Origin of the sequence: Pseudoalteromonas sp. NEC-BIFX-2020_002, from assembly GCF_013002825.1 — a bacterium.
Taxonomy (GTDB): domain Bacteria; phylum Pseudomonadota; class Gammaproteobacteria; order Enterobacterales; family Alteromonadaceae; genus Pseudoalteromonas; species Pseudoalteromonas neustonica.
Window position 1 is genome coordinate 1 of record NZ_JABEPJ010000026.1, and the last position, 23,551, is coordinate 23,551.

Below are 23,551 nucleotides of genomic sequence, written 5' to 3' on the forward strand. Positions count from 1 at the left end.
ACTAATTTTGCTGAATCAAGTTTAAACTCTTGAGAAAAAGAGCGACGTTGTTTTGTCATAGAACACCTCTGTTTGAGTGGTAATAATACCACCTAAATTTGTGTCCGGTTTCATTGAATCACAACATCATTGATGTCAGTGAGTTGTGTGGGCTATGGTGTTAGGTTGTATTAAGGGACATTTAGCAGGCTTTTAATCGCTATTATTTTTATAGGACAGTAAATGAAATACCTCGCATTATTATTGATCCGCTTTTATCAAAAAAGAATTTCTCCTTATAAAGGGTTTCGGTGTGCGCATGCCGCTCTTCATCAAGGAGTATCATGTTCTGAAGCGGTTAAACACATTATTGAAGAGCATGGCGTGTTTTGTGGTTACCGTTTGGTCAAAATGCGATTCACCGACTGTAAAGGCGCTTATCAACAACTGCATGAAAATGAAGCAAATAAATCTAAGAAAAACGATAAACCTAAAAAAACGATAAAGATAAATGCAGCGTTGATTGCTGCGATCCAACACTCGGTACATCGAGCTGCATACCAAAAAAAGGGTGTGATTTACCTAGCTCAGCCTGTGATTGCTCATTGTTTTAATTTAAACAATGAGCGTTTGATTTGCTGTTATTTTAAATAGGCCTCAAGCGCTGCTTTTAAATGAATTTGCATTTCATTCCTGTGGTACTTTCTGACAGAGTAACTTTGTTCAAGATGAATAAAACGCTTTGAAGATGCGACAGAGCTTGAAGAGCATGTATTACTTGAACCGTTAGTATAACGTGCCTGTACATTCCACGTACCGCCTAAGCTTTTTGTGTCATTACCGTAAACACAGGCTTTAATTTTACCCTCTTTTTCAACGTTTCTTTTTAGCTCATGTAGCAGGCTATGTTCATTCTCAGCGGTCGCGTATCTGACACTTTCGCTCAAATTAAGCATCAGTGAATTATCGGTATTACATTGATTTTGCAACTTGGCTAGCGTGGTTTTACCAAAGCCGTGATATTGAATAAATACTGAACTGTCATCGTAATCAGATATGTACTTGTGCGCAATATTAAAGAAAGAATCTGTTTGATGCGCCACATCGCTTGCTTGATATTTACCATTTGTACAAGTACTTAATGTGTGGCTGCTGTCTCTTCGGGTGCCAGCAAGCATTAATAACTTTGCTTGAGTGTATAAAAATGCATCGATTGATTGAGTGCCAGTAAATGTATCTCTTTTAGGATGAGGTGCCTGCAAGGTGGCATTGAGCCCATCTGGATTGTACACAAAAGTACCGCCGCCTTTGAAGTCAGGGCTAGGTAGCTGTGCTATTTCTTGTAGTAAGTAATATTTTTTATCGGTTTTCGTATCTTTAAACTCTATAACCCGATAGCCGATGTCTTTTGCTAACTCACTTGCAAGTGGATAATTTTGTGCAAAAAATGACTTGAAAACAGCATAAAATATTTCTTGTTCTTTTGCATCGGGCATTGCCCAGCGGTTATCCGCTTTAGCGCCATAGTTAGTTGCTTTTAAATGCCGAGACAACTCGCCAGACATTAACGTTGTCGCTTTACTTGGAAGGCTCATGCAGCATACCAGTAGTAATACAAATTTGCTTAATAGATTAAAAGTAAATGGTGTGTGTAAGCTATATGCACTTTTAGAACGGTTATTAAGAATCATGTATTGTCCAACAAGTTGCCTAATTTTAATTAGGTATAAGTAAATACTGCGTCAAACCAAGTCCTTTATGATTGTATATGTGTATATTGATGCAATTAAAGTATGGTATTTATAACAGTAAACCCTCCACTATTGCTAGTTATTAATTTAAAAATACGCCGTTTTAACTAGGTTGTTTTTACAGTGAAATGCCTATTATATTTACGTAACATGAATGGTTTCATTAACTTAGTTAACTGGTCTGAACAGGTGTTGATTACTTGCTAATAAAGCCCTTTTCAAAAGGCAAAGCGGACTTGAGTTAAACCTTTTGGTATAACGTATTGAGGTTAACGTTTAAAAAGAGGGATTATTAAGGTTGAGGTTTTTGGTGGTTTTATGAGCCTCATTACGTTAATGTGCTATTTATAAACAAGGAGTTATCGTGATTGAAATTAAAGATCTGTGCTTTAGTCGCACTGATGGTAGTAACAAGCAGCGTATTATAAATAACCTTAATTTATCGATTGATAATTCGCAACAGCTGGCGTTACTTGGGGATAGTGGCTCGGGTAAAACAACCTTATTACATATCTTAGCGGGTTTAATTAAGGCGCACAGCGGGGTCGTTAGTGTTAATGGGCATCTTCTATCATCGATGAACGAGCACGAGCTGACCTTGTATAGGCGAAAAATCGGCTTAATATTTCAGCATTATCAACTTCTTGAGTGCTTAAATGTGAAGCAAAATATTTTATTTCAGCATAAACTTAATTTTCCACATCAAGATGTTGAAGGGTTTGATACTTTAGTTAATGAGTTAGGTTTAGATAGTAAACTTGACTCTTTAGTGCACCAGCTATCTGGTGGAGAGCAACAACGAGTCGGCATTGCAAGAGCGCTGCTTAACAAACCGCAAATAATTTTAGCCGATGAACCCACTGGCAACTTAGATCAAACACGCTCACATCAAGTTGTTAAGTTACTCACCCAGTTATGCCGCAGGAAAAAAATCAACTTAGTTATGGTAACTCACTCTGAAGAATTAACGAGCTACTTTGATGAAGTAAAAGTACTAAGAGATGGTTACTTTGTATAACGAAATAAAGCTTATTTTAGCCACCCATATTGCGTTCTATCGTCGTCACCCATGGTTAATAGCCTTGTTTTTTATAGGCTTTAGTTTAGGGAGTGCACTATTAACCGCAATCGCAGGGCTAAACCAAGAAGCAAAAAACCGCTATGATAATTCCTCTGCACTTATTAATAATCCTGTTTCACATCTAATTAAGCCACTGGCAGGCAAGGTATATATTAACGGGGATATATGGCTTAAGCTTCGTCAAAAAGGGATTACAACCGCACAGCCAGTACTACGAGGTAGGATAGCAACAAGTGAAGGCACATTAGGGATTCAAGGTGTTGATACGTTATTGTGGTTAAACAGCAAACCATATCAACAAACAGAGATTAGCAGCGGGCAGGTTGGTGGGCCTTTTGCATTATCATCGCTACTTGTTGATTCCCAATTTAAAGATCGTCTCACGACCACAACAGGTGAACGTCTCCCTTTTATATTCCAAAATGAGCGCCACCAACCAAATATATATTTTGCCGATGATATTGGTTTATGGGCAATTACAGATCTTGCGAACGCCGATTATTTATTAGATGCCAAAGGGCAGCTTAGTTTTATTGAATTATCGAATTTAACGCAGCAGCAACAAGCGCAAATACAGTTGTTAATTGCAGGGCGCGCTGAGCTTATAGATGTGCAACAACAAGAGTTTGATATTTTATCGCAGGCATTCTTTTTTAATTTAACGGCCCTGGCGATGCTTGGCTATATTGTGGCGGCTTTTTTAAGTTTTAACGCGATAAAGCTGACGTTATCTGCACGAAGAAAATTACTCCAGCAGTTACATTTATTAGGCTGTAACACGCGAGCTATTCAAATTAGCTTACTGATCGAGCTAATGGCTTTGAGTTTATTTACAGCTTTACTTGGTACCGCGGGTGGATATGTTATAGCCAATGCACTTGTGCTTGATATTAACAGCACCTTAGTTGGCTTGTATCAGCTGGATAAAGCACTAGTGATTAATTGGCAGTGGTTTAATGTGATTTTGGGTTTTTCACTAAATATCATAGGCTTGGTTGTTATATTATTAGCGCAAGCAAAACAGATAACAGTGAAAGGCGAGCGGCTTTTTTATACTTTATTAGTGTGTACGTGCGTGGTGTTGATTTGGTTATTAAATTACGCGAGCACTGAACTACAAGCCTTACTCGTGTGTTTTACTATTCTTGTTTTGTTTATATTAATGGTTCCCAAAGTATTATCTGCTCTTGCATGTTTACCAATTCATATACGCAACCCATTAGCTCAGTGGCTACATTGTGATACCCGCTATTACTTAAAAGATTTACATATTGCAGTTGTTGCTATTTTAGTCGCACTCGGTAGCGCTATTGGCATGCAAATTATGGTAAAAAGCTTTAGTAATACTTTAAACGCCCATCTTGAAAAACAACTCAGCGCAGACATTTATTTACGTTCAACATCACTTGATAGCACATTAAGGGACACGTTGAGTAGCGAGTCAGGCGTTAAATTGCTGAGTATTTACATGCAAAGTGAGGGCAACGTTGATCAAATTCCTGCTAAGTTGGCAAGTTTTGGTGAAGGTTCTCAGCACTATCAGCATATTTCACTTACCTCAGCAAAGCTCGTAACTGAGGATGACTTTAGTAATGAGGGCTGTTTAGCCAATGAGCAAAGTAAAATTAAGTTTGGTTTTTCGTTGGGTAATAAGGTTGTATTTAAGCAAAACGCTACACGTTTTACCTGTCGCATAACGGGCTTTTTCTATGATTATGGTAATCCTGCTATTTCTTTGTTAACGCAAGAGAAAAGACACAAGAGTACGGCGTTAAACAGTGACTATTTTGGCTATTCAATTCGGTTAAAAGTCGGCACCACCGTTGCGGCGTTTAGTGAACGTTTAATTGAAGATTTTAACCAAGATAGTACACAGATTTTAGACAACAAGCAGTTTAAGCGCTATGCCAAAACATTATTTGAAGACACGTTTGTTGTCACTAAGGCACTCAATAGTTTTATTTTAGCGATTGCATTATTGAGCTTATGTACCAGCTTATTAAGTTTAAGCACTAATCAGTTAAAACAGCTTACTATTTTACGGCATTTGGGCGTTACAAAATACCAGTTACTTGGTATGAAACTTCTGCAAACTAGTGGGGTCGTGCTTGTTACAACTCTATTTGCGATCCCCTTAGGGTTTGCTCTTGGGTATGCTTTACTGGCATTTGTCATGCCGATAGCCTTTGGGTGGACGATTCATTTTAGCGTTGATTTTATGCATTTATTATTGACCTGTTTAACGCTTGTAGGCGTATCAGTTGTATGTGCTTACTTACCTATTCGACGAATAATAAAACAAGAATCGCAGGAGCACTAAGGCATGCTAAAAAATAGACTATTCAGTGTATTTGTTTTATGTATTTTATGTGCATGCCAACCAGCTGAACAGCAAAAAAGTAAGAAAACAGAGATGGGCTCTGCATTACAAGTGTCGATAGGGGAACCTGTTAAACCAAGTGAAATCCTTAGTTTTCCTCAGGACCACGGTATTCATAACAAGCAGGGCATTGAGTGGTGGTATCTCACTGCTAATTTAAAAACAGCAAACAATGAAACATTTGGTGTGCAATGGACATTATTTCGTACGTTAATGCCAAGCAAGATTAATTCACAGTGGTGGGATAATAACCTTTATTTTGCTCATTTTGCTATGCAGAACAAGCAAGAGCATATTGCTTTTGAACGTTTTGCTCGAGTAGGTCAGGCGAGTGTAACAAGCTCGCCCTTTAATGCTTCAATTGATAACTGGCAGTTAAAAAGTAATGAGAACACATTTTTGCCTTTAACTTTATCAGCTGAGCAAGAGGGTTATGCTGTTGAACTGACATTAGCGCAAAGCCCACTTACTTTGCATGGTGATAATGGTTACAGCCAAAAAACGCAAAGTGGTCATGCATCGTATTATTATAGTTACCCATTTTTGAATGTAACTGGCAAGCTAACTTTTGCGGGCAATCATTACAGCGTCACGGGAAATGCATGGTATGACAGAGAATGGTCTGCCAGTTTACTAGATAAACAACAGCGCGGCTGGGATTGGTTTAGCCTTGTTGACAGTCAATCAGGTGACAAAAAAGGCTTAATGCTGTTTTGCATTCGTGGTGATGATCAAGGTTATGATTATTGCAGTGGGAGTAAAATTTCGGCCAATGGCAAGGTAACTCAAATTCCTCAACAAGATATTACATTGACAGTGATTAATACTGTGAGTTTGGGTAATCGAGATTACCCAAGTAAATGGCAAGTCCAATTAGATAATAGCGAAGCCATCATTATTGAAAGCATTACAAAGGACTCTCGAAACCAATTATCAATAGAATATTGGGAAGGACGAGTTAAAGCGACTGGCGGCTTTAATGGCAAAGGCTATGCCGAACTCACTGGTTATTAAACGAAAGAGGAAAATATGGAGAATACATTAATTAAAAGGGGATTTATATTAGCAGCACTGATGAATTTCAGTGTTGTGGTATTTTCACGTGGTTTTACAAATACGGCAATTAATAGTGCGGATCCCGTAGTGATGTCTAATTTTGGGCTTCTCATGATTGTAATGTGGGGGCTTGCGTATCTTTGCATTGGTTTGAGTAATTCAAGCGCGAAGTGGATTTCGGCTGTTTTTGCTGTCGAAAAGCTGATTTATGTTGTTATTTGGATTCTGTGGCATAGTGAAAACAGCGTAAAGGCCGTTTACTCAGAGGATATTCTAGCTGGTGTTTTTTATAGTATCTATGGGCTCAATGATTTAATTTTTATGATATTTTTTGTGTGGGTATTTTATTTATCCAGTAAAAACAAAGATGTTTTACCTTCTACATCAACGTGATCTTAAGTCGTTGAGCTTTAGTTTTTCGGAATTTTAAATGTGTTTCGACAGCATAAGCTTGTGTATTAATAACGTAGGACTACAAAATTTTAGGACTTATAATGACTAAAGAGCGTGCAATTCCCACATCACGATTTTCACGGTTTGCAAAACTAGGTTCAATGGCAGGAAAAGTGGCTGGTAATATGCTGGTGTCCGGTGCAAAGGGCGCGCTCAAAGGCGAGTCATGGAATAATAAAAACTTGTTGCTTCAACCTAAGAACATTGAGCATTTAGCTAAACAGCTGGCACATTTACGTGGTGCTGCAATGAAGTTGGGGCAACTATTATCAATGGATGCCGGTGATTTACTGAGCCCTGAATTAGCGAAATTATTGGCGATGCTCAGAGCCGATGCTAACCCTATGCCGCATAAGCAGCTGATTGGCGTTTTAAAAACGCAGTGGGGCGATAATTGGATTGATACCCTTTCTCACATTGAATTACGGCCGTTTGCAGCAGCGTCAATTGGTCAAGTTCATCATGCGGTTACTGAGCAAGGAAATAAGCTGGCTGTAAAAATTCAATACCCAGGAATTGCACAAAGCGTACAAAGTGATGTTGATAATGTGATGACCTTGCTTACTCTATCGCGTTTACTGCCTAAAGACCTTGATATTAAACCCTTAGTGGCAGAAGCCAAAAAGCAGCTACTCGCTGAGGCGGATTACCAACTAGAAGGCAGTTATTTGCAACGTTTTGGCTCGTTATTAGCGAACGAACCACGCTATATTGTGCCTGCTTTATATGAGCAGTACAGTACAAAACAAATTTTAGCAATGGAGTATGTTGAGGCACAGCCGATTGAGGCGTTAGACAGTTTGACTCAAGCTCAACGCGACCATATTGCGAGTGATTTTATTTCGCTATTTTTCCATGAGTTGTTTGATTTTAAACTGATGCAAACAGATCCTAACTTCGCTAATTTTCAGTATCAAATAGCCTCAGAGCGCATCGTGCTACTTGATTTTGGGGCAACTCGAAAAGTACCTGATAAGCTCAGCGATGGGTATCGTGCGCTTTTAAGTGCCGCCAGTAATAATGATCGCCAGAGTGCTTTTAGTGCTGCAGTGGCTATTGGTTATTTTCAAGATGACATTGTTGATAGCTATAAAAACAACGTACTTGATTTGTTTATGTTAGCGTGTGAGCCACTACGAAGTGAGCAGGCATATGATTTTGGCAGTAGTGATCTTGCAATGCGTTTGAAAAATGCAGGTATGGCAATGAGTACAGATGCACAGCAGTGGCATACCCCGCCGGTTGATGCGCTCTTTATACACCGAAAATTAGCTGGGTTGTATTTAATTGCCGCTAAGTTACAGGCTAAAGTAAATGTAAAGCAGTTATTTCAGGTGTATCGCTAAGTCCTTTTAACTGCAAGATCAGTTAATTAACGGTGGTTAAGCGTTTAATATCGCCCTCTAGCGCTTCCATTTTAGCAATAGTGAGCTCCTCATTGGCGTTTATATCAAAATGCCAAATCAAATTGCCTTTGGCCACTTTAGTTATCTGTTGAGTGGCTAAATTCAATTGCCAAATATGATCGTGTTTTGACCATGATGATTGCCAATACAAGTTATTGTTCTTTATGCGTATATTATGAAATTGATTAACTTGTTTATTGGTTAAAGTAACGCTGTTTGCGAGCTGTTTATCAGTCAATTTATTACCAAAGAACATGTTATTAGTCAGCTCAGTTAAATTGAACAACTGATTATTTTTAAGGATGAGCCAGCTTGAATTATAAACATTATAGTAAGCAAGTTGTGCGTCAAGACTAATAGATGAAAGTAAGCGACCTTGCAGATTATATAAATGCACCGTTTTACCATCAAATGCATAGAGTGTGTCCGCGTTATACCATCCTAAATTTTTAATTGACTGATCAAGTGCGCTGGTAAATTGTTGTACCATACCTTGGCGATCGTACAGAGCAATATCCATATCACGGTTTGAAACTAGCATGGATAGATCAGGTCGCCATTCTAAAAATTGCACATACTCATAGCCTTTATGTTGCGATAAGCGCGTGACGTTATTTTCACTGTGTAAATAGACTTCACAAATACCGCTGCGTCGCGACATAAATGCAGTTTCGCCTAAAGCGTTACTTACGGGTAAGTAGTCAATGCTTGATGTTGAAAAAATAGGTAAATTGTCTTTATCACGAATATTTACCTGCCAGCTCTCAATGGCAGTATACATATCACCAGCATGATCAATTGAGATACTGCTAAATAGGCCCTGCGCGGTGCTAAATATCGGGTAGTGTGTTTTATCTAGTCGTGTTGCTATTAAGCCGTGACGCTGACTGACATCGTTACTGACAATTGTTTGTTGCTGTGGATCAAACGTTGCTAGCCAAATTGGAAAATCCCAGTTGAGTACAGTACGACCGCTTAGCTCAATCAAACTGCTAGTGTGGTCTTTATGATTTAATAAATAATATGTTTTGTCATTCCATGCATTTAAAGCGCCTTTATAGATGCTGTTTTGAGGTAACTTTAAAGGCAAAGGAATAAGAGCATTATTAGTTAATCTATATAAATACGGGACTAAAGTACCGTGTTGTTTAATGGTTAAAATAAGCTCTTTACTGTTTTTCCAAACAGGTTTTTGTGCTAATTCACACGAGATGGCTGGGCCATTGTGTGCGATAGCACCTTGCGGGGTGATTATTTTTAAATCGCATTGATCTTCTCGGTATTGCCAATAGGCCAGCAATTTTCCTTCTTTTTGCCAACTAGGCTTTGCAGCACGATAGGTGCTTGGCTGCTGAAATAACACAGAACCTTGCTTATTACTAATCGTGAGTGTTTTTATATCTTTAATGTAGGCGAGCAAATCTGCATGTGGGTGAGCGTCTACATCAAACTCTAACCCTAATGCGTAACTGACATCTTCGAGATGATAAAGTGGGACTTTTATTTCGGGTTCATCGCTATTAAAAAATGCATAGGCACTAAAACACACAATTATTACAGGGAGTAACCACATCCATCGAGTTGGGGGTTGGTTTAAAGATTTTTCATTTTTAGTTGTTGGAATTATATCTGCAAGTGGTTTTGGCAGCTCAGTGCTTACATTGGCAATAAACCGATAGCCTTTTTTAGGCACAGTTTTAATACACTTAGGTGACTTGGTTGAATCATTTAAGACACGGCGTAATTTAGTTAATATTTGATACAAACTGTTTTGCTCAACCACCGTGTTAGGCCATAAGCTTTGTTGGATCAGCTCTTTTGAGATCACTTGATCTGGGCTGGCTAAAAACAACCGCAATAAATGCGCAACTTGAGGCTCTAGTTTCTGTACAAGATTGCTTGCAATATTTTTAAGTTCATCGTGCTGTGCGTCAAAAGCAAAGTCATCAAAATAATAGATAGTTACTTTCTCGGCTGTTGGATCTTGGTTGTTATTTATATCTATTGACTGCATTTTTTTGTTACCAGTTTGAATCTACCTAAACATACCGCTATTCAGATAAAAGTCAATAAAGATAAGGGACTAGTCATCTTTATTCAGTAAAAAATCAGATTTTTATGCACGTATTTTTGTTCTTATAAAGAAAATAATTACACAAAGTAAATGCAATGATGAAAACGTTAGTAAGTGTGTCGGCCGCCTTGTTGGTGAGCCAGTTTGTGATCGCAGAAGATATAAAAATAGATGGTCAGTTGAACGAGGTTCAATGGCATAACGCGACGGCTTATCATGACTTCTTTAAAGTAGTCCCCGCCACACTGGAAGTAACTCAAAACAAAGTACAGGGACTCGTATTTACCACTGAAGAGGGCATTTATATTGGTTTTAAAAACTTTCAAAAAGAAGGCGACCGTAAAAAGCAATACAACCTACAAGATGGCTTTATGCAAGCTGATTTTAACCGTTTTGTGATAGATTTTTCAGGGGATGGCAGTGGCGCCTATCAGTTTTCGGCCACATTAGGTGGAGGCATTCAAGATGCTGTATTAACACCGCAATTAACCACTGACTTCGATTGGGATGGCGTATGGCAGTCAGCTTTTTATGAGTACCCTGATTACTGGACGAATGAAATATTTATACCTTGGCAAACGGTTTCATTTAGGCCAAACCGTGATGAACAAGATTTGGCGAGCGTGGGGGTGTCTTTACAATTATATGAATTAGCGAAAAATCATATCTATGGGTCGCAACAGCAGACTACGGGTAAGAGTGATTTTTATTTAAATATGCCGAAAGTACTGGCCCAGATCCCTACTTCTCAGCAGTGGTCATTTGTGCCTTACATAACGTCTGAGCAAAACTTTATTGCTGACGACAATAATGTCGATATCGGCTTTGATTTAATTTACAAACCCGATCATCATCAAAAATTGAGTGTGGCGGTTAACCCTGATTTTGGTCAAGTAGATAGCGATGAGTTGGTAGTTAACTATTCCACAGTTGAAACTCTAACGACAGATAAACGAGCGTTTTTCACTCAAGATATTGGTGTGCTAAATGTAACAGCAGAGCAAAATACGCGGCTTATTCATACGCGACGTATTGGTGCGGGTAGTGATGATGGGACAGAGCAGATAACACCGATTGATGCTGCCGGGCGTTTTGTCCACCAAGGTGAGCATTGGCAATTTGCAGGTTTTGCGGTACATGAAGACGATTTAGAATCAGATGCAGGCAAAGAATTTTATGTGGGTCGAGCACGTTTTCGCCAAGATAACTGGCAATCAGGGCTGCTAGTGACACAAACAGAGCGACCTTGGTTAGCACGTGAAGCAAAAACAGCGGCATTTGACAGCCAATATCAAAGTGAAACGTGGTCTTTACAAAGTGCGCTGTTATTTTCAGATATTCAACAAGGTAAAGTTGATTATGGTACTCAAGAAATTGATCAACAAGGTTATGGCTTAAGCGCTAATGTTAAATACCAGTTTAATCCAAATGTAAGCCTTGCAGGTGACTATTTACGCCTTGATGATCAATTTGAAAATAATGATTTAGGTTATAAACAGCGTAATAACTGGCGAGTAACTGAACTTAATTATAATCATGCGGTTAATTACTCTGACGGTTTTATAAACCAAGTGAAACACAGCATTGATACCAGTTATCAAAGTACCGATAACGGTTTAAAGCTCCCTGCATTACAAGCTTATACAGCATCATTTATTTTAGATAATGGTGCAACGGCCAGTGCATCACTTAAGTACTTTACATCAGGGTGGGATGATTTAATTGGTCGTGGTGTAGGGCTTTATCAAAGTAACAGCACACTTAGTAGCCGACTCTTTTATGGTAGTTCTTATACTGGGGAGTTTAGTTGGGCTGCCAGCTTTCAGTTAGACGAAGAAGGTATTGATGGACTAGCGCAGCAATACGCCGTTGATATGACATGGATGCCGCATCATAACTGGAGCGTTAAATTCAACCAATTTTACCGAATTGGTGATGGGTTAGTGATTGGTACCGACCCAGATCAAGTTACGCAGTTTGACCGTAAATTTTATGTTAGCTATTTGAATGCAGCCGGTTTAATTACCGATAATTTGGAATTAAGCGTTATTTTCCAATGGGTTATTTTAGATGCTAAAACAGATTCAGTATACGATATTTCACAAAACCAGCTAAATAAACAAGTAGGTATAGACAATAGCTTTACTGATCAACGCTTTACAAGTCAAATAAAGCTACGTTATAAGTTAGGTGCGTATTCTGATATTTATTTAGTATACAACCGAGGTGGTGCGAGCTTCGATGATGATGTAGGCTCCCATAAATGGTTACGTAACTTAAATACGTTATGGCAAGAACGCGATCAAGACCAGCTTACCTTTAAAGTGCGTTATTTATTTTAACCAACCGTTTGGGCGTTTCACAGGCACTTTATCTCATCGTTGCTACTTCTTAAAGGGTGCAAAGTAATGCCTTGATATTAAGTTGCTATGCAACGCTGAATTCTGCATATTGAGGTGGCTTGGGTATATAGGGCAACATATCATTATTTTATAATTCGATTCTTATTATGAGGTTAAACAGTAAAAGTACGTTTAAGATATGTAATTTACTCTATAATAAACTATAAATAAGCTTAGCTTCGCATTGCTTACTACATGGATTACGGTAGACCAAACTACGAATTCTAAACAGGAAAAATGGCTGAATGAAAAATAATGAATTATTTTGTCTAACAGATGTACTCGAGTTGATGCTAGATGCAGTCTGTGTTGTTGATAAAAAAGGTCATTTTGTTTTTGTCAGTGCTGCATTTGAAAATATCTTTGGTTACCTTCCAAGTGAAGTGATAGGTAAGCCAATGATTGATTTTGTTTATAAAGATGATCATGATATCACCCACGACACGGTTGAAGTTTTATTATCGGGGGAGTCAAGACCACGATTTGAAAATCGCTGGGTGCGTAAAGATGGGCAAGTATTACATATACTGTGGTCTGTTAGATGGTCTGAGCTACACCAAGTTAGAATTGCAGTTGCGCATGATATTACTGAGCGTAAAGAGTTTGAAAAGCAGCTTCAATATATGGTCGGGCACGACCAACTTACAGGGCTGCCAAATAGAATGTTATTACTTGATCGTATCCAACATGCCTTAACAAAGGCCGATCGCAGCGCAGTAGAGTTATCGTTGTTATTTATTGATATAGACGGTTTTAAGGATGTTAATGATACCCATGGCCATCTCATTGGCGATAAGTTATTACAAAGTATTTCGCAGCGATTATTGAGTTGTGTTAGAAGCTATGACACCGTTGGACGCCTAGGCGGTGACGAATTTGTAGTGTTACTCAATGGTATAAGTGAACGGGAGTATATTTATAATATTGCTGAAAAAATCTGTGTGCAATGTAAGCACCCATTTAAAATTGAAAGCTTAATTTTAGATCTATCAAGTAGTATTGGCATTGCAAGCTACCCTGAGAATGGAACGAGCGATATGCAGCTAATTCAATATGCGGATCAGGCGATGTATCGAGCTAAAAATGCAGGGGGAAACCGTATTGTTTATTAGGGTCTGTTGACCTTTTAAGGTTAAATTTGCAGACAGCCTGTCTGGTATTTAGGTAAGGGTCGTGAGCAGGACGCACACACTTTGCTCGGTTTTTACTTAGCCCACTCGATGCCAAACCTTGCTCCGTGATCAAATCGCCTCGCGGTTTAACAAATTTTAATCCGCAAAGTTCAACAGAGCCTGAATGACGGGATAAAGAAAAAAGAATGGGATTCAAATGTCTTAAACCTATTCCAACAATTACAAATAAATAATTTTAACCCGCTAAAATACATTGCAACGAATGTTGAAGCGCCTAACACTTCAACTATAGCCATTAACTCCATACTAATCATGATTTCAGGGCCAGCAACAAGCATTATGATTATCATAGCTAATGTGTGCCAGATACTCTTGGATAATGTGTTTTTTAACCAGTTCAACATTTTAACATCCTTGTATGTAATTGGTCGTATGTGCCTGTTCCAGAGAGATTATCGTGCTATTAGTACGAATTATAGTATCAGATTAGCCAATCATACTTGCTCTTTAGGTGCAGGTTCTTGCTTAACGGATAATGAGCTACCCACAGATGCAATAATGACAAGTAAAATAGCTAACCATTGCCAAATGCTTAAGAGCTCACTTAAAATCATAAACCCTGCCATTGCAGCAATTGCAGGCTCTAAACTCATCATAATACTAAAACCCTGTGCAGGCATGTTACGTAATGCCACCATCTCAAGCGTATAAGGCAAGGCGCTCGACATCACTGCGACTAACAAACCTAACGGTATCACTTCCCAGGTGAGTAATGCAGCACCTTGTGATATTGCACCATAGGGGACTAATACAATGGCGGCTACACTCATCCCAAGTGCTACTGTCATGCCTCCAGAGCCTTGATTACCTGTTTTTTTACCAAATAAAATATAACCCGCCCAACATGCTCCTGCACCAAGAGCGAGTAAAACACCTATAGGATCAAGGCTTTCTTCACCGGTCATATCAGGAAGAAGCATAAAAATCCCGGCAATAGCACAGCCAACCCAAAACAGGTCGCGTTTTCGTCTCGATGATAATAGCGCGACAGCTAAAGGCCCTGTAAATTCCAATGCGACACCAATTCCAAGCGGAATACGCTCAATAGCATGAAAAAATAGTATGTTCATCCCGCCTAAACTTAAACCATAAATAACAATAGGAAGGCGTTGACCTAGACGAGGAAATGCTTTCCATGGTTTAAACACTAAGCATAAAATGATGGCAGAAAAACCGAGGCGCAGGGCTGTAGTGCCTTCTGGGCCAATAATAGGAAAAAGGTTTTTAGCAATAGAAATACCAGATTGCAAAGTGACCATTGCCAGTAATACACAAATAATAGCGAGAAAAAAAGGGGAGATTGTACGCGGCATTGCAATCCTTAAACCAAAGAGTAATGTTTTAGTCATTTTACCTTTTTTTTACTAGTGGTAGTAAGGTTTTGCGATTAAAAATGGTGACCGTTTTGGCGGTAATTAATGAGGCTAGGAAAGGGGCACAGTACTGCTAGCCCCGGCGTTAATTTAAACCGCTAGCAAACAATAAACTCTTTAAAAGATAACCGATTAGATTACACTTTTGATTTATCATTTGGGTAGCTCACACCTAATTGCTTACGTGCATTATCGAGCACGGTCATGACATCGAGCGATAATTGATGCGTATTAATTGGTGACTCACACAACTGCGAATTAACCGTTTTAATAAAGTGGGCAACTTCATAGCGCATAAAGTGTGTATCAAATGGTTTTGATAGTTCCTCAACAGTACCGTCATTCGCTATAAACTGAACGCGTTTAAGCTGCGACACGGCTTCAATGCGTAGCCTGCCTTTTTCACCTTGAATTTCGGTAAAGTTATCTCCTTGGGAGATCTTTGAATAACTGATCACCGCTTGTCTATCATCGTAATTGAGTAATAGATCGCCAGCGCCATCAACACCAGTCTCCAGTAATACCCCACTAGCCTGTACACTCTTGGGTGCGCCCCACAGTGCAATTAAAATATACAGCGGATAAATACCTAAATCGACAAGCGCGCCGTTGGCGAATTCAGGTAAAAATGTATTTGGGCGTTCACCACTTTTATACCTATCGTAACGAGACGAATATTGACTGTATTGACCAATGTATTTACGAGGGGTGCCAATTTTGTGTAAAGCATTTTTAATGATTTCAAAATTAGGCAGATGCGTCGTCATCATTGCTTCCATATAGAGGCGGTTGTGTTTTTTTGCGGCGCAAATAATATCTTTTAACTCATGACTATTCGCCGCAGAAGGTTTTTCGCCAAGTACGTGCTTCTGCGATTCTAAGCAGCTAATGGCATAGGGTTTATGCAGGCTATTTGGCGCAGCTATATAAACTACATCGACATTTTCATCATTACAAACCTGCTCTATAGTGGTAAACACTTTTGCATTATGGTGGTTATGCTTTATTAAAAATGCTTCACCGCTGCTTGTTGCTCTTGAGCATACGCCATATAAGTTAAATTCAGGTAGGGTTTGTGCCGCTCTCAGTAGCGTATCGCTGATAAAATTGGTTCCGACGATGACAAAGTTCATAGCTCTTCCTTGTTATTAAAATGAGTTAACCAGTTTTTCCATTCATGTTCTAAAGCTAGCATTTGCTGATGTTTTTTTGCATTGATATGTTTTTGGTGATCTTCGTTGCCATGAAAAGGGCCCGCTCGACATAGATCACAGTGATTATCTGTTAAGTAGTCAGGGTAGGTCAGTATTGACTTAAGATCTGCATTGCTTTTTGGGCTAAAAATATAAGTGATACCACTGGTATCTTTAACGTGTTTATCTCTATCAACATTGCGAATTTTATAGCCAGGGAATTTGGAAATATCAAAAGGTATTTTACCTAAGTAACTCGCATCTAGCCCAGCAACTAAGCTGCCCTCAATATTCCAATGTAAGTAGGGCTTCACATCTTTAGAGGTAATATAGCAAAGCATCGGCCCTGATTTATCCAGAGCAAGTTCGCAAGCGTATTTAATAAATTGGTGTAACAACGCACGGTTTAATGTGTTTAGGCTATTTTTTTGAGTATTTTCAACAAAAGCAGTTTTTCCTGCAAATGCTGGGATCAGCGGAAATTGAAAAATAATGACGTCAAACGTGTCATTATTCAAACGACGCCATGTATCTTTATTCGTTACATCAAAATGAGTTAATACGGTTACTTTATTATCAGTAAGGTCACTGAATGCATTGTCAGTGTATTTGGTTTTAATTGTATGCTCATCATCATAAGTTGAGGCAATGAGTTTCTTAGGTTTAATTGCACGATATAACGCATGTGAAAAAGAAAGGTCACCATCACCTACAGTGAGAATACGCCAGTTAGGGTTTAAATACATGAATTATGGTTTTTTAACACAAGATTGCGCCAGTATACCCAAACCACCTCAAGATGCGAGCGTCGTTGGAATTAAAAGCGATTTAGGCAAGGCATTGATTACAAGTAATAGTGGTTCTATTGTTAAAATCAATAACGCAGTATAAATCGCTTTTAAACCAACCCGTTGGGCTTTTCACAGCGACTTACTCTCATCGTTGTTCCTTCTTAAAAGGGGCGGCCATTCCTACAAAGTAACGCCTTGATATTAAGCCTCTGTGAAACGCTGAATTCTGCATCTTGAGGTGGCTTGGTATATAACAAAGTTAGCTGTCGTTTTCTCGACAGCGCTGACGCATTGATTTACTGGTTTTATCTCGATACATATTTTGATCTGCTATATGCAGAAGATGATCGGGGTTATCGTCGTTATTTAGCTCTGCAAAACCAATACTCACACCAACTTTATATTGTTGCATAAAAGCCGTTAAGTATATTCTTAGTTCATCTATGTTAGGATTTTCATCATCACAAAAAGCGATAAACTCGTCGCCACCTAGGCGAAAGCAATTTTGTTTAGTAAAGTGCTTACTAAGGCGTTGTGCAAAATCAACTAAAATTTCATCACCACATTGATGACCATAATTATCATTAGCAAACTTAAAGTTATCTAAATCAAAGTAATAGATGAGATGAAAGTGTTCTTTAAGTTCATCAAAGCGTGCAAAGCAGGCGCGTCGGTTACCCAAGGCGGTAAGTTTGTCGTGACTTGCTTCAAATTCCAGTTGTTCTTGCAAAGTTTGACGGGTTTGAATTTCAATATTGAGCTTTTTTATTGTTGCGCGTTTTTCTGTGATTAACGAAAACAATCCTGCACACGTTAATAGGAAACCAACATGCTTGAACGTAGTATCAAAGATCAGAAAAGGAAACATCTGCGCATCTAACAAGTCATCTAGTAAATCAAATATTAGTCCTGAGCAATATAAAATCCATGCGCCTATTAAGACCCTATTACCTAAAGAGGAATAAACTTGCAACGTGAGTGAAACAGAGATACCCGCCCAGAATAACTCTTCAATCGTGTCGAATTGTGATTGCTCATGAGAAAGTAAAAAATATGTGCAAATGAACACCACAACCCAAATACAGATAAGCCAATTGGTATGCTTCATTTAAAGCCAACAAAGTTATTTTTATACCTTATATATAGTACTAAAATGTCTGTTTCGCGAAGCCTCTTTAGCGAATGTTATGGTTTTTCTCTAATAGGGCATAAAGCGAGTCGGGTTTTTAAGCCTTCAATAGCAATTTGTTTTATGATCAAGTTAAAAGTGATTAATACAGCAAACGCAATCTGGATTGGCCCGTCTGTAAAACCGGATTCTGTATCAAAAATCATCAAACCAAACAGTAAAAACATTACCACTAAAGCAATTTCAAGCCATTGATTAGAATAAAATGATAGTCGGCCTTCACTCTTATGGTCTTTTTTTATGTGTATGGCACAAAAGAAAGGGATTACTTTAATTTTGAAATTGGCATTTTTTTCAACGTAGTTTTCACCGAGTTGATCAAGCTGTTGACGAAGTTTATCTATCATAAGTTATCCTAAAAAGCAGTGCGCGGATGGTACATGAAACCGCTTTAAAGGGCGAGCTAGTTAGGATATAAACTTATTCCGATCACAAAAGTGTGACAGACAAAAACTACAGAAGTTAACACAAAACGCATTTTTTGATAATCTGCATGGTAGGTTTGCCATTGTGGGTTCGACTTCTCAAAAAAGAACACTAGCCAAAAACTAACAGCTAACCATATTAAAGTGACTGTTTGTGGTACGAAAGCTAAAAACCCAAGTGGTATAACGGGTATCACGGCTTTTAAAGCATCGCTGTAACGTTGATTTCCTGCATGCCATAAATTCCCCGCCATAAACGCTAATATTGCAATACTATAAAAGGTAAAAAATTGCATGTTAAATTGGTTACTACCAACGAGTAAAGGCCATCCAACACAGCCTAAAAATGGCACGAGGCCTAAATAACCTAACTGAATATGATTAACAAATTTGTTCATGGCTTACCTTACACGGAGTTATTAATACAAATTTAACACACCATTGTACCATTTAGAAATTGAAAAACGCTAACTTAAAAGCATGCCCATATCCCGTATACGATCGTTATAAGCAGGAAGTTCAATCTGTATATTCGATTACATCAATCCAAACAATCAATTTTATTAATTTAAGCAAACGCTCTATTGTATGTCTCAAGCCAACACACAGTGTGTTGTTATTTTTTATTTAAATACCCATGAGGAATACTATGAGCACTTCATTGATTAATACAAAACTACAACCATTCAACGCTACGGCTTATCACAATGGTGATTTTGTTGAACTAAGCGAGAAAGATGTATTAGGTAAATGGTCAATTTTCTTCTTTTACCCGGCCGATTTTACATTTGTATGCCCAACAGAATTAGGCGATGTAGCAGATCATTACGCACAATTACAAGAAATGGGTGTTGAAGTTTACTCTGTTTCTACAGATACACATTTTACGCACAAAGCGTGGCACGATACGTCAGACACTATCGGCAAAATCACTTATCCAATGATTGGCGATCCAACAGGGCGTATTACACGCAGTTTTGGTGTGATGATTGAAGAAGAAGGTTTGGCGTTACGTGGTACGTTTGTAATGAACCCTGAAGGTGAAATAAAAATCATCGAAACTCATGATTTAGGCATTGGCCGCAGTGCAAAAGAACTCGTACGCAAAGTACAAGCAGCGCAATATATTGCAACACATGATGGCGAAGTTTGTCCTGCATCATGGCAGCCAGGTGAAGAGACTCTTGCGCCGTCTCTTGATTTAGTTGGCAAAATCTAAATATATGGTTGCACATAATTAATGTGTTCCAAAACGCCCATCATCACAACTTTATTAAGCACATTAGCGTGATGATGGGCACCCTTTTGCTGAAAACGAAGGCTAAGTCATGTTAGACACAAACATAAAAAATCAATTAAAAAGCCACTTTGAATCTATAACAGATCCTGTTGAGCTGCTTATCGCTTTGGATGACAGCAAAAAGTCAACAGAATTAGAAAACCTAGCGAATGACATCGCATCATTAAGTAATCAATTTTTAGTACGAAACAACCCAGATAACGATGTACGTCGTCCTTCAATGACGGTGTACTCACCCATAAAAGAAACCCAAATAACCTTTGCGGGTGTACCTATGGGGCATGAGTTTACAAGTTTAGTGCTGGCTTTACTTCACAGTGGCGGCCATCCCAGTAAGGTCTCTGATGAGCAGCGTGCGCAGATAAGTTCGTTGAGTGAACCACTGAATTTTGAAGTATATATTTCATTGAGTTGCCAGACATGCCCGCAAGTCGTGCAAGCACTTAATTTAATGGCAGCTCTTAATCCTCTGATCACCGCCACTATGGTAGACGGTGCGTTATTTCAAGACGAAGTGGAGCAACGAAATATCCTCGCCGTGCCCGCAGTGTACTTAAATGGACAACTATTTAGTCAAGGGGCAATGACGCTTAGTACGATTTTAAATAAAGTTGATAGTAAGGCAGGCGTTCGTCAAGCTCAATCGCTGAACGAAAAAGAGCAATTTGATGTATTAGTGGTCGGTGGTGGCCCTGCAGGTGCATCTGCAGCCATCTATGCCGCGCGCAAAGGCTTGAATACCGGTATTGTTGCTGAACGTTTTGGTGGTCAAGTGGCGGATACATTAAGTATCGAGAATTTTATATCGATCAAAGCAACAGAAGGCCCCAAACTTGTTGCCCAACTTGAAGAACACGTTAAAGAATATAATGTGGATGTAATGAATAATCAACGTGCTGTAGGGCTAAGTTATAACAATGGCTATGACATCACTTTGGCAAACGGCGCAGTGTTAAGTGCTAAATCCTTAGTACTTGCAACAGGTGCGCGTTGGCGCGAAATGAATGTGCCTGGGGAGAGCCAATATCGTGGACATGGCGTTGCTTATTGCCCGCACTGTGATGGACCGCTTTTTAAAGGTAAATCGGTTGCGGTGATCGGTGGTGGTAACTCAGGTATTGAAGCGGCAATTGATTTAGCGAATATCGTAGAACATGTCACAGTTTTAGAATTTGCTAACACATTACGTGCTGATGAAGTACTCATACGAAAAGCGAATAGTTTAAAGAATATTACGATTATAAAAAATGCACAAACTACTGCGGTGCTAGGTGACGGCAAGCGTGTAACGGGGCTTAGCTACACTGATCGCGAATCGGGTGAGAGCAAAATGATAAGTCTTGCTGGTATTTTTGTGCAAATAGGGCTTATACCAAATACAGAGTGGCTTAAAAACAGTGATGTGTCGTTAACACGATTTGGTGAGATAGAAATCGACGCAAAGGGATCAACATCTTTACCCGGTGTGTTTGGTGCCGGTGATGTAACCACGACACCTTTTAAACAAATAATCATCGCGATGGGCAGCGGTGCAACCGCGAGTCTTGGCGCGTTTGATTATTTAATTCGCCACAGTGATAACGACGCTGCTGTGGCATAAAAGCTCTTGATTTAGCAGTTTCCACCCATGACTGCTATTTTCCAAAGCCGCCCTCTCCAAAGGCGGCTTTTTTTGTACATTAAAATAATTACTTATGTTATATTTTTTAAAAAATATAGGGGAAAGTAAATGTACAAAGGAAGTTGCTTGTGTAAAAAAATAGCGATTAAAATCGATGGCCCTATCAGCAGCATTATTCATTGTCATTGCTCTTTGTGTCGAAAATCAAGCGGAACAGCATATGCAACTAATGGGTTTGTAGCGCGAAGCGATTTTACCATTACTAAAGGGCAAGACTCTCTGAGCATGTTTGAGTTTAAACCGGGTCGAAATCGGTATTTTTGTAGTAAATGTGGCTCACCTGTTTACAGTGAAAACTTAGCCGATATAACGCGTCTAAGACTACGCTTAGGTATTCTCGATAGTGACATAACACAGCGACCTATTAGCCACAATTTTTGTAGTTCTAAAGCTAATTGGGAGGAGTTTGATGCACAATTACCTCACTACGACGGCTTTGAACCAAGCCGCTAATTTTTAGCAGCTTATTGATATTGCGTAGCTGTAATAAATTCATTGAAGCTTTCGCACCAAATAATAACGGTATTAAAGTCAGCAATATTAATGCCTTGTGGCACTTTGACCATAAAACCATCAAATGTTTTGACGCTGCCTACCCGTGTGAAGCTTCCCTTGTGTGCTAAAAATTCAGTTTCATTATCAATAAATTTATTAGCGAGGTAAAGCTGATAGTCAGGTCCGGGACTTAATTTGCCCGCAAACGAAATCATCCGCTTAGTTAAATGAACTTCGCCCGTACCAAAGTGCAATGCATCAGATCCTTCTAGGTCTTCTTTAAATTCACCGCTATAAATTGCCTTTTGAGCATGTGTTGCTAGTTCCAGTTTACTAGGAGAGGTCGGCGCAGTGATAATGGGTAGAGCATACATACCAGAACAAAAACCTAATATAAAAACAACGAGATAGGAAAGCGTACGTATCAAAGTAGTAACCATAACTAAGCCTTTTATTCTAAGTTAAATACTTTCCTTGATGATAAATTTAAGCGTTTTTCCTTTTCGCCAAAAAAGCGTTGATAAAGCAACTCAAACTCACCACTTTGTTGTAACTGAGTTAAGCCTGATTCAAGTAATATTAATAAATCTTTATTTCTATTGTGTGTATAAAAGTAATAATGACTGGGGTATTGCAACATAATTGTTGGTTCAATCATTAAATCTACATGTTTTTGTTTTGCAAGTTCGGCTTCAATTGCGGACACAGAGCGAGGGAAATAATCACCAAGGTTTGTGTCTAATGCTTTTATCATGCTTTTATAACTTAGTTCACCATTGACGGTTAAGCCACTTCGTTTGAGTACTTTATAGTCGGACCAGCTTTGTTTTTGTAACCCTACGAGCGGCTTTAATTGATTAAGCGACGAAATCCTTTTGAAGATTGCCTGCTGGTTTTTATTGATCATCAATAGGCGTTTGCCATGTATCCCTTTATACAAGGGGGAGGATGTGTGAAGTAGATCATTGTGTGCGCTAGGCTCTATAGATAACCAGGCTAAATTAATTCCACCGGGCTTATAAAGCTCTCCAGTGATCCTTTTTTTATTCATGGGCTTAATTGAGTAAATAAAGTTAACTTCTTTGCCTACCTTAGCAAAGCTTTGTGTTAGTAAAGCATGAATGTATTGATTTGTGGGTGATTCTACAATACTCGGTCGGGCTAAATGAAGATTAACAACTGCATTATTAGCTTGCGCGGCGAAAGGGAGCAATAACAATAAATAAAGCGTATAGCGTAATAAAGATGAGAAAGCCATAGTCAGTCGTAAGTCAATAATAGTTAACATACTATAGCAAAATATTCGTAGGTTTAGGGCGTGTTGACCTT

Annotated in this window: 21 protein-coding genes; 11 read left to right on the top strand and 10 right to left on the bottom strand. The window is 38.8% G+C overall.

The window, feature by feature from the left end:
* Positions 1-222 precede the first annotated feature (222 nt).
* A complete protein-coding gene (yidD, locus tag HJP15_RS20020; protein WP_170174464.1) occupies positions 223-633 on the top strand; it encodes a membrane protein insertion efficiency factor YidD in 411 nt (136 codons plus the stop codon).
* Here the strand turns inward: yidD and HJP15_RS20025 are convergent.
* A complete protein-coding gene (locus tag HJP15_RS20025) occupies positions 621-1,574 on the bottom strand; it encodes a hypothetical protein (protein WP_170174465.1) in 954 nt (317 codons plus the stop codon). The genes yidD and HJP15_RS20025 overlap by 13 nt on opposite strands.
* A gap of 520 nt (positions 1,575-2,094) precedes the next feature.
* On the opposite strand from HJP15_RS20025, the gene HJP15_RS20030 reads away from it, so the two are divergent.
* From HJP15_RS20030 to HJP15_RS20050, 5 genes are all read left to right on the top strand, one after another.
* A complete protein-coding gene (locus HJP15_RS20030; protein WP_170174466.1) occupies positions 2,095-2,748 on the top strand; it encodes an ATP-binding cassette domain-containing protein in 654 nt (217 codons plus the stop codon).
* Positions 2,732-5,131 (top strand): FtsX-like permease family protein, encoded by a 2,400-nt coding sequence (locus HJP15_RS20035; protein WP_170174467.1) that lies wholly within the window; start codon positions 2,732-2,734, stop codon positions 5,129-5,131. Before HJP15_RS20030 ends, HJP15_RS20035 begins: the two co-directional genes overlap by 17 nt.
* Positions 5,132-5,134: 3 nt before the next feature.
* The gene (locus HJP15_RS20040) at positions 5,135-6,205 is read left to right on the top strand and encodes a lipocalin-like domain-containing protein (RefSeq protein WP_170174468.1); all 1,071 of its coding nucleotides are present in this window, start codon (positions 5,135-5,137) and stop codon (positions 6,203-6,205) included.
* 15 nt (positions 6,206-6,220) lie between these two features.
* Positions 6,221-6,640 (top strand): hypothetical protein, encoded by a 420-nt coding sequence (locus HJP15_RS20045; RefSeq protein ID WP_054453966.1) that lies wholly within the window; start codon positions 6,221-6,223, stop codon positions 6,638-6,640.
* 101 nt (positions 6,641-6,741) lie between these two features.
* Entirely contained in the window at positions 6,742-8,046 is a 1,305-nt protein-coding gene (locus tag HJP15_RS20050; RefSeq protein WP_170174469.1) for an ABC1 kinase family protein, read from the top strand.
* 22 nt (positions 8,047-8,068) lie between these two features.
* On the opposite strand, the gene HJP15_RS20055 is transcribed toward HJP15_RS20050, so the two are convergent.
* Complete coding sequence (locus tag HJP15_RS20055; RefSeq protein WP_170174470.1) at positions 8,069-10,120, bottom strand: winged helix-turn-helix domain-containing protein; 2,052 nt, start codon at positions 10,118-10,120, stop codon at positions 8,069-8,071.
* A gap of 155 nt (positions 10,121-10,275) precedes the next feature.
* Here HJP15_RS20055 and HJP15_RS20060 point away from each other — a divergent pair, with 155 nt between their 5' ends.
* Complete coding sequence (locus HJP15_RS20060) at positions 10,276-12,522, top strand: DUF5916 domain-containing protein (protein ID WP_249365900.1); 2,247 nt, start codon at positions 10,276-10,278, stop codon at positions 12,520-12,522.
* A gap of 305 nt (positions 12,523-12,827) precedes the next feature.
* Positions 12,828-13,694, top strand: a complete 867-nt coding sequence (locus tag HJP15_RS20065) for a sensor domain-containing diguanylate cyclase (protein WP_170174471.1) — start codon at positions 12,828-12,830, stop codon at positions 13,692-13,694.
* Positions 13,695-14,209: 515 nt separating this feature from the next.
* Here the strand turns inward: HJP15_RS20065 and HJP15_RS20070 are convergent.
* From HJP15_RS20070 to HJP15_RS20095, 6 genes are all read right to left on the bottom strand, one after another.
* Positions 14,210-15,088, bottom strand: coding sequence for an EamA family transporter (locus HJP15_RS20070; protein ID WP_054205070.1), 879 nt, complete (start codon positions 15,086-15,088; stop codon positions 14,210-14,212).
* 197 nt (positions 15,089-15,285) lie between these two features.
* Entirely contained in the window at positions 15,286-16,281 is a 996-nt protein-coding gene (locus tag HJP15_RS20075) for a Gfo/Idh/MocA family protein (protein ID WP_170174472.1), read from the bottom strand.
* A complete protein-coding gene (locus HJP15_RS20080) occupies positions 16,278-17,087 on the bottom strand; it encodes a class I SAM-dependent methyltransferase (protein WP_170174473.1) in 810 nt (269 codons plus the stop codon). Before HJP15_RS20080 ends, HJP15_RS20075 begins: the two co-directional genes overlap by 4 nt.
* A 304-nt stretch (positions 17,088-17,391) precedes the next feature.
* Positions 17,392-18,240, bottom strand: coding sequence for a GGDEF domain-containing protein (locus HJP15_RS20085; protein WP_054205035.1), 849 nt, complete (start codon positions 18,238-18,240; stop codon positions 17,392-17,394).
* A 77-nt stretch (positions 18,241-18,317) separates the two neighbouring features.
* Positions 18,318-18,668 (bottom strand): hypothetical protein, encoded by a 351-nt coding sequence (locus HJP15_RS20090; protein ID WP_054205034.1) that lies wholly within the window; start codon positions 18,666-18,668, stop codon positions 18,318-18,320.
* 56 nt (positions 18,669-18,724) lie between these two features.
* Entirely contained in the window at positions 18,725-19,144 is a 420-nt protein-coding gene (locus tag HJP15_RS20095) for a DUF3429 domain-containing protein (RefSeq protein WP_054205033.1), read from the bottom strand.
* Positions 19,145-19,395: 251 nt separating this feature from the next.
* On the opposite strand from HJP15_RS20095, the gene ahpC reads away from it, so the two are divergent.
* From ahpC to HJP15_RS20110, 3 genes are all read left to right on the top strand, one after another.
* Positions 19,396-19,965 carry an alkyl hydroperoxide reductase subunit C gene (gene ahpC, locus HJP15_RS20100; RefSeq protein ID WP_054205032.1) on the top strand — a complete coding sequence of 190 codons (570 nt, stop codon included), beginning with the start codon at positions 19,396-19,398 and terminating at the stop codon, positions 19,963-19,965.
* Between the two features lie 109 nt (positions 19,966-20,074).
* Positions 20,075-21,646 carry an alkyl hydroperoxide reductase subunit F gene (gene ahpF, locus HJP15_RS20105; RefSeq protein WP_170174474.1) on the top strand — a complete coding sequence of 524 codons (1,572 nt, stop codon included), beginning with the start codon at positions 20,075-20,077 and terminating at the stop codon, positions 21,644-21,646.
* 129 nt (positions 21,647-21,775) lie between these two features.
* On the top strand, positions 21,776-22,180 hold the full coding sequence (locus HJP15_RS20110) for a GFA family protein (RefSeq protein WP_054453980.1): 405 nt from the start codon (positions 21,776-21,778) through the stop codon (positions 22,178-22,180).
* An 11-nt stretch (positions 22,181-22,191) separates the two neighbouring features.
* Here the strand turns inward: HJP15_RS20110 and HJP15_RS20115 are convergent, their stop codons facing one another.
* Both HJP15_RS20115 and HJP15_RS20120 read right to left on the bottom strand, forming a co-directional pair.
* Entirely contained in the window at positions 22,192-22,662 is a 471-nt protein-coding gene (locus HJP15_RS20115) for a DM13 domain-containing protein (RefSeq protein WP_170174475.1), read from the bottom strand.
* 11 nt (positions 22,663-22,673) lie between these two features.
* Positions 22,674-23,510, bottom strand: coding sequence for a type 2 periplasmic-binding domain-containing protein (locus HJP15_RS20120; protein ID WP_170174476.1), 837 nt, complete (start codon positions 23,508-23,510; stop codon positions 22,674-22,676).
* Positions 23,511-23,551: the final 41 nt, after the last annotated feature.

What these genes read in the sequence shown, in the direction of transcription:
- HJP15_RS20095 (WP_054205033.1), bottom strand. Translation starts at nt 19,144, where the DNA reads ATGAACAAATTTGTTAATCATATTCAGTTAGGTTATTTAGGCCTCGTG.
- HJP15_RS20110 (WP_054453980.1), top strand. Translation starts at nt 21,776, where the DNA reads ATGTACAAAGGAAGTTGCTTGTGTAAAAAAATAGCGATTAAAATCGAT.
- HJP15_RS20080 (WP_170174473.1), bottom strand. Translation starts at nt 17,087, where the DNA reads ATGTATTTAAACCCTAACTGGCGTATTCTCACTGTAGGTGATGGTGAC.
- HJP15_RS20120 (WP_170174476.1), bottom strand. Translation starts at nt 23,510, where the DNA reads ATGTTAACTATTATTGACTTACGACTGACTATGGCTTTCTCATCTTTA.
- HJP15_RS20065 (WP_170174471.1), top strand. Translation starts at nt 12,828, where the DNA reads ATGAAAAATAATGAATTATTTTGTCTAACAGATGTACTCGAGTTGATG.
- HJP15_RS20045 (WP_054453966.1), top strand. Translation starts at nt 6,221, where the DNA reads ATGGAGAATACATTAATTAAAAGGGGATTTATATTAGCAGCACTGATG.
- ahpF (WP_170174474.1), top strand. Translation starts at nt 20,075, where the DNA reads ATGTTAGACACAAACATAAAAAATCAATTAAAAAGCCACTTTGAATCT.
- HJP15_RS20025 (WP_170174465.1), bottom strand. Translation starts at nt 1,574, where the DNA reads ATGAGCCTTCCAAGTAAAGCGACAACGTTAATGTCTGGCGAGTTGTCT.
- HJP15_RS20075 (WP_170174472.1), bottom strand. Translation starts at nt 16,281, where the DNA reads ATGAACTTTGTCATCGTCGGAACCAATTTTATCAGCGATACGCTACTG.
- HJP15_RS20085 (WP_054205035.1), bottom strand. Translation starts at nt 18,240, where the DNA reads ATGAAGCATACCAATTGGCTTATCTGTATTTGGGTTGTGGTGTTCATT.
- HJP15_RS20055 (WP_170174470.1), bottom strand. Translation starts at nt 10,120, where the DNA reads ATGCAGTCAATAGATATAAATAACAACCAAGATCCAACAGCCGAGAAA.
- HJP15_RS20035 (WP_170174467.1), top strand. Translation starts at nt 2,732, where the DNA reads ATGGTTACTTTGTATAACGAAATAAAGCTTATTTTAGCCACCCATATT.
- HJP15_RS20090 (WP_054205034.1), bottom strand. Translation starts at nt 18,668, where the DNA reads ATGATAGATAAACTTCGTCAACAGCTTGATCAACTCGGTGAAAACTAC.
- HJP15_RS20115 (WP_170174475.1), bottom strand. Translation starts at nt 22,662, where the DNA reads ATGGTTACTACTTTGATACGTACGCTTTCCTATCTCGTTGTTTTTATA.
- HJP15_RS20060 (WP_249365900.1), top strand. Translation starts at nt 10,276, where the DNA reads ATGATGAAAACGTTAGTAAGTGTGTCGGCCGCCTTGTTGGTGAGCCAG.
- HJP15_RS20040 (WP_170174468.1), top strand. Translation starts at nt 5,135, where the DNA reads ATGCTAAAAAATAGACTATTCAGTGTATTTGTTTTATGTATTTTATGT.
- yidD (WP_170174464.1), top strand. Translation starts at nt 223, where the DNA reads ATGAAATACCTCGCATTATTATTGATCCGCTTTTATCAAAAAAGAATT.
- HJP15_RS20050 (WP_170174469.1), top strand. Translation starts at nt 6,742, where the DNA reads ATGACTAAAGAGCGTGCAATTCCCACATCACGATTTTCACGGTTTGCA.
- HJP15_RS20070 (WP_054205070.1), bottom strand. Translation starts at nt 15,088, where the DNA reads ATGCCGCGTACAATCTCCCCTTTTTTTCTCGCTATTATTTGTGTATTA.
- ahpC (WP_054205032.1), top strand. Translation starts at nt 19,396, where the DNA reads ATGAGCACTTCATTGATTAATACAAAACTACAACCATTCAACGCTACG.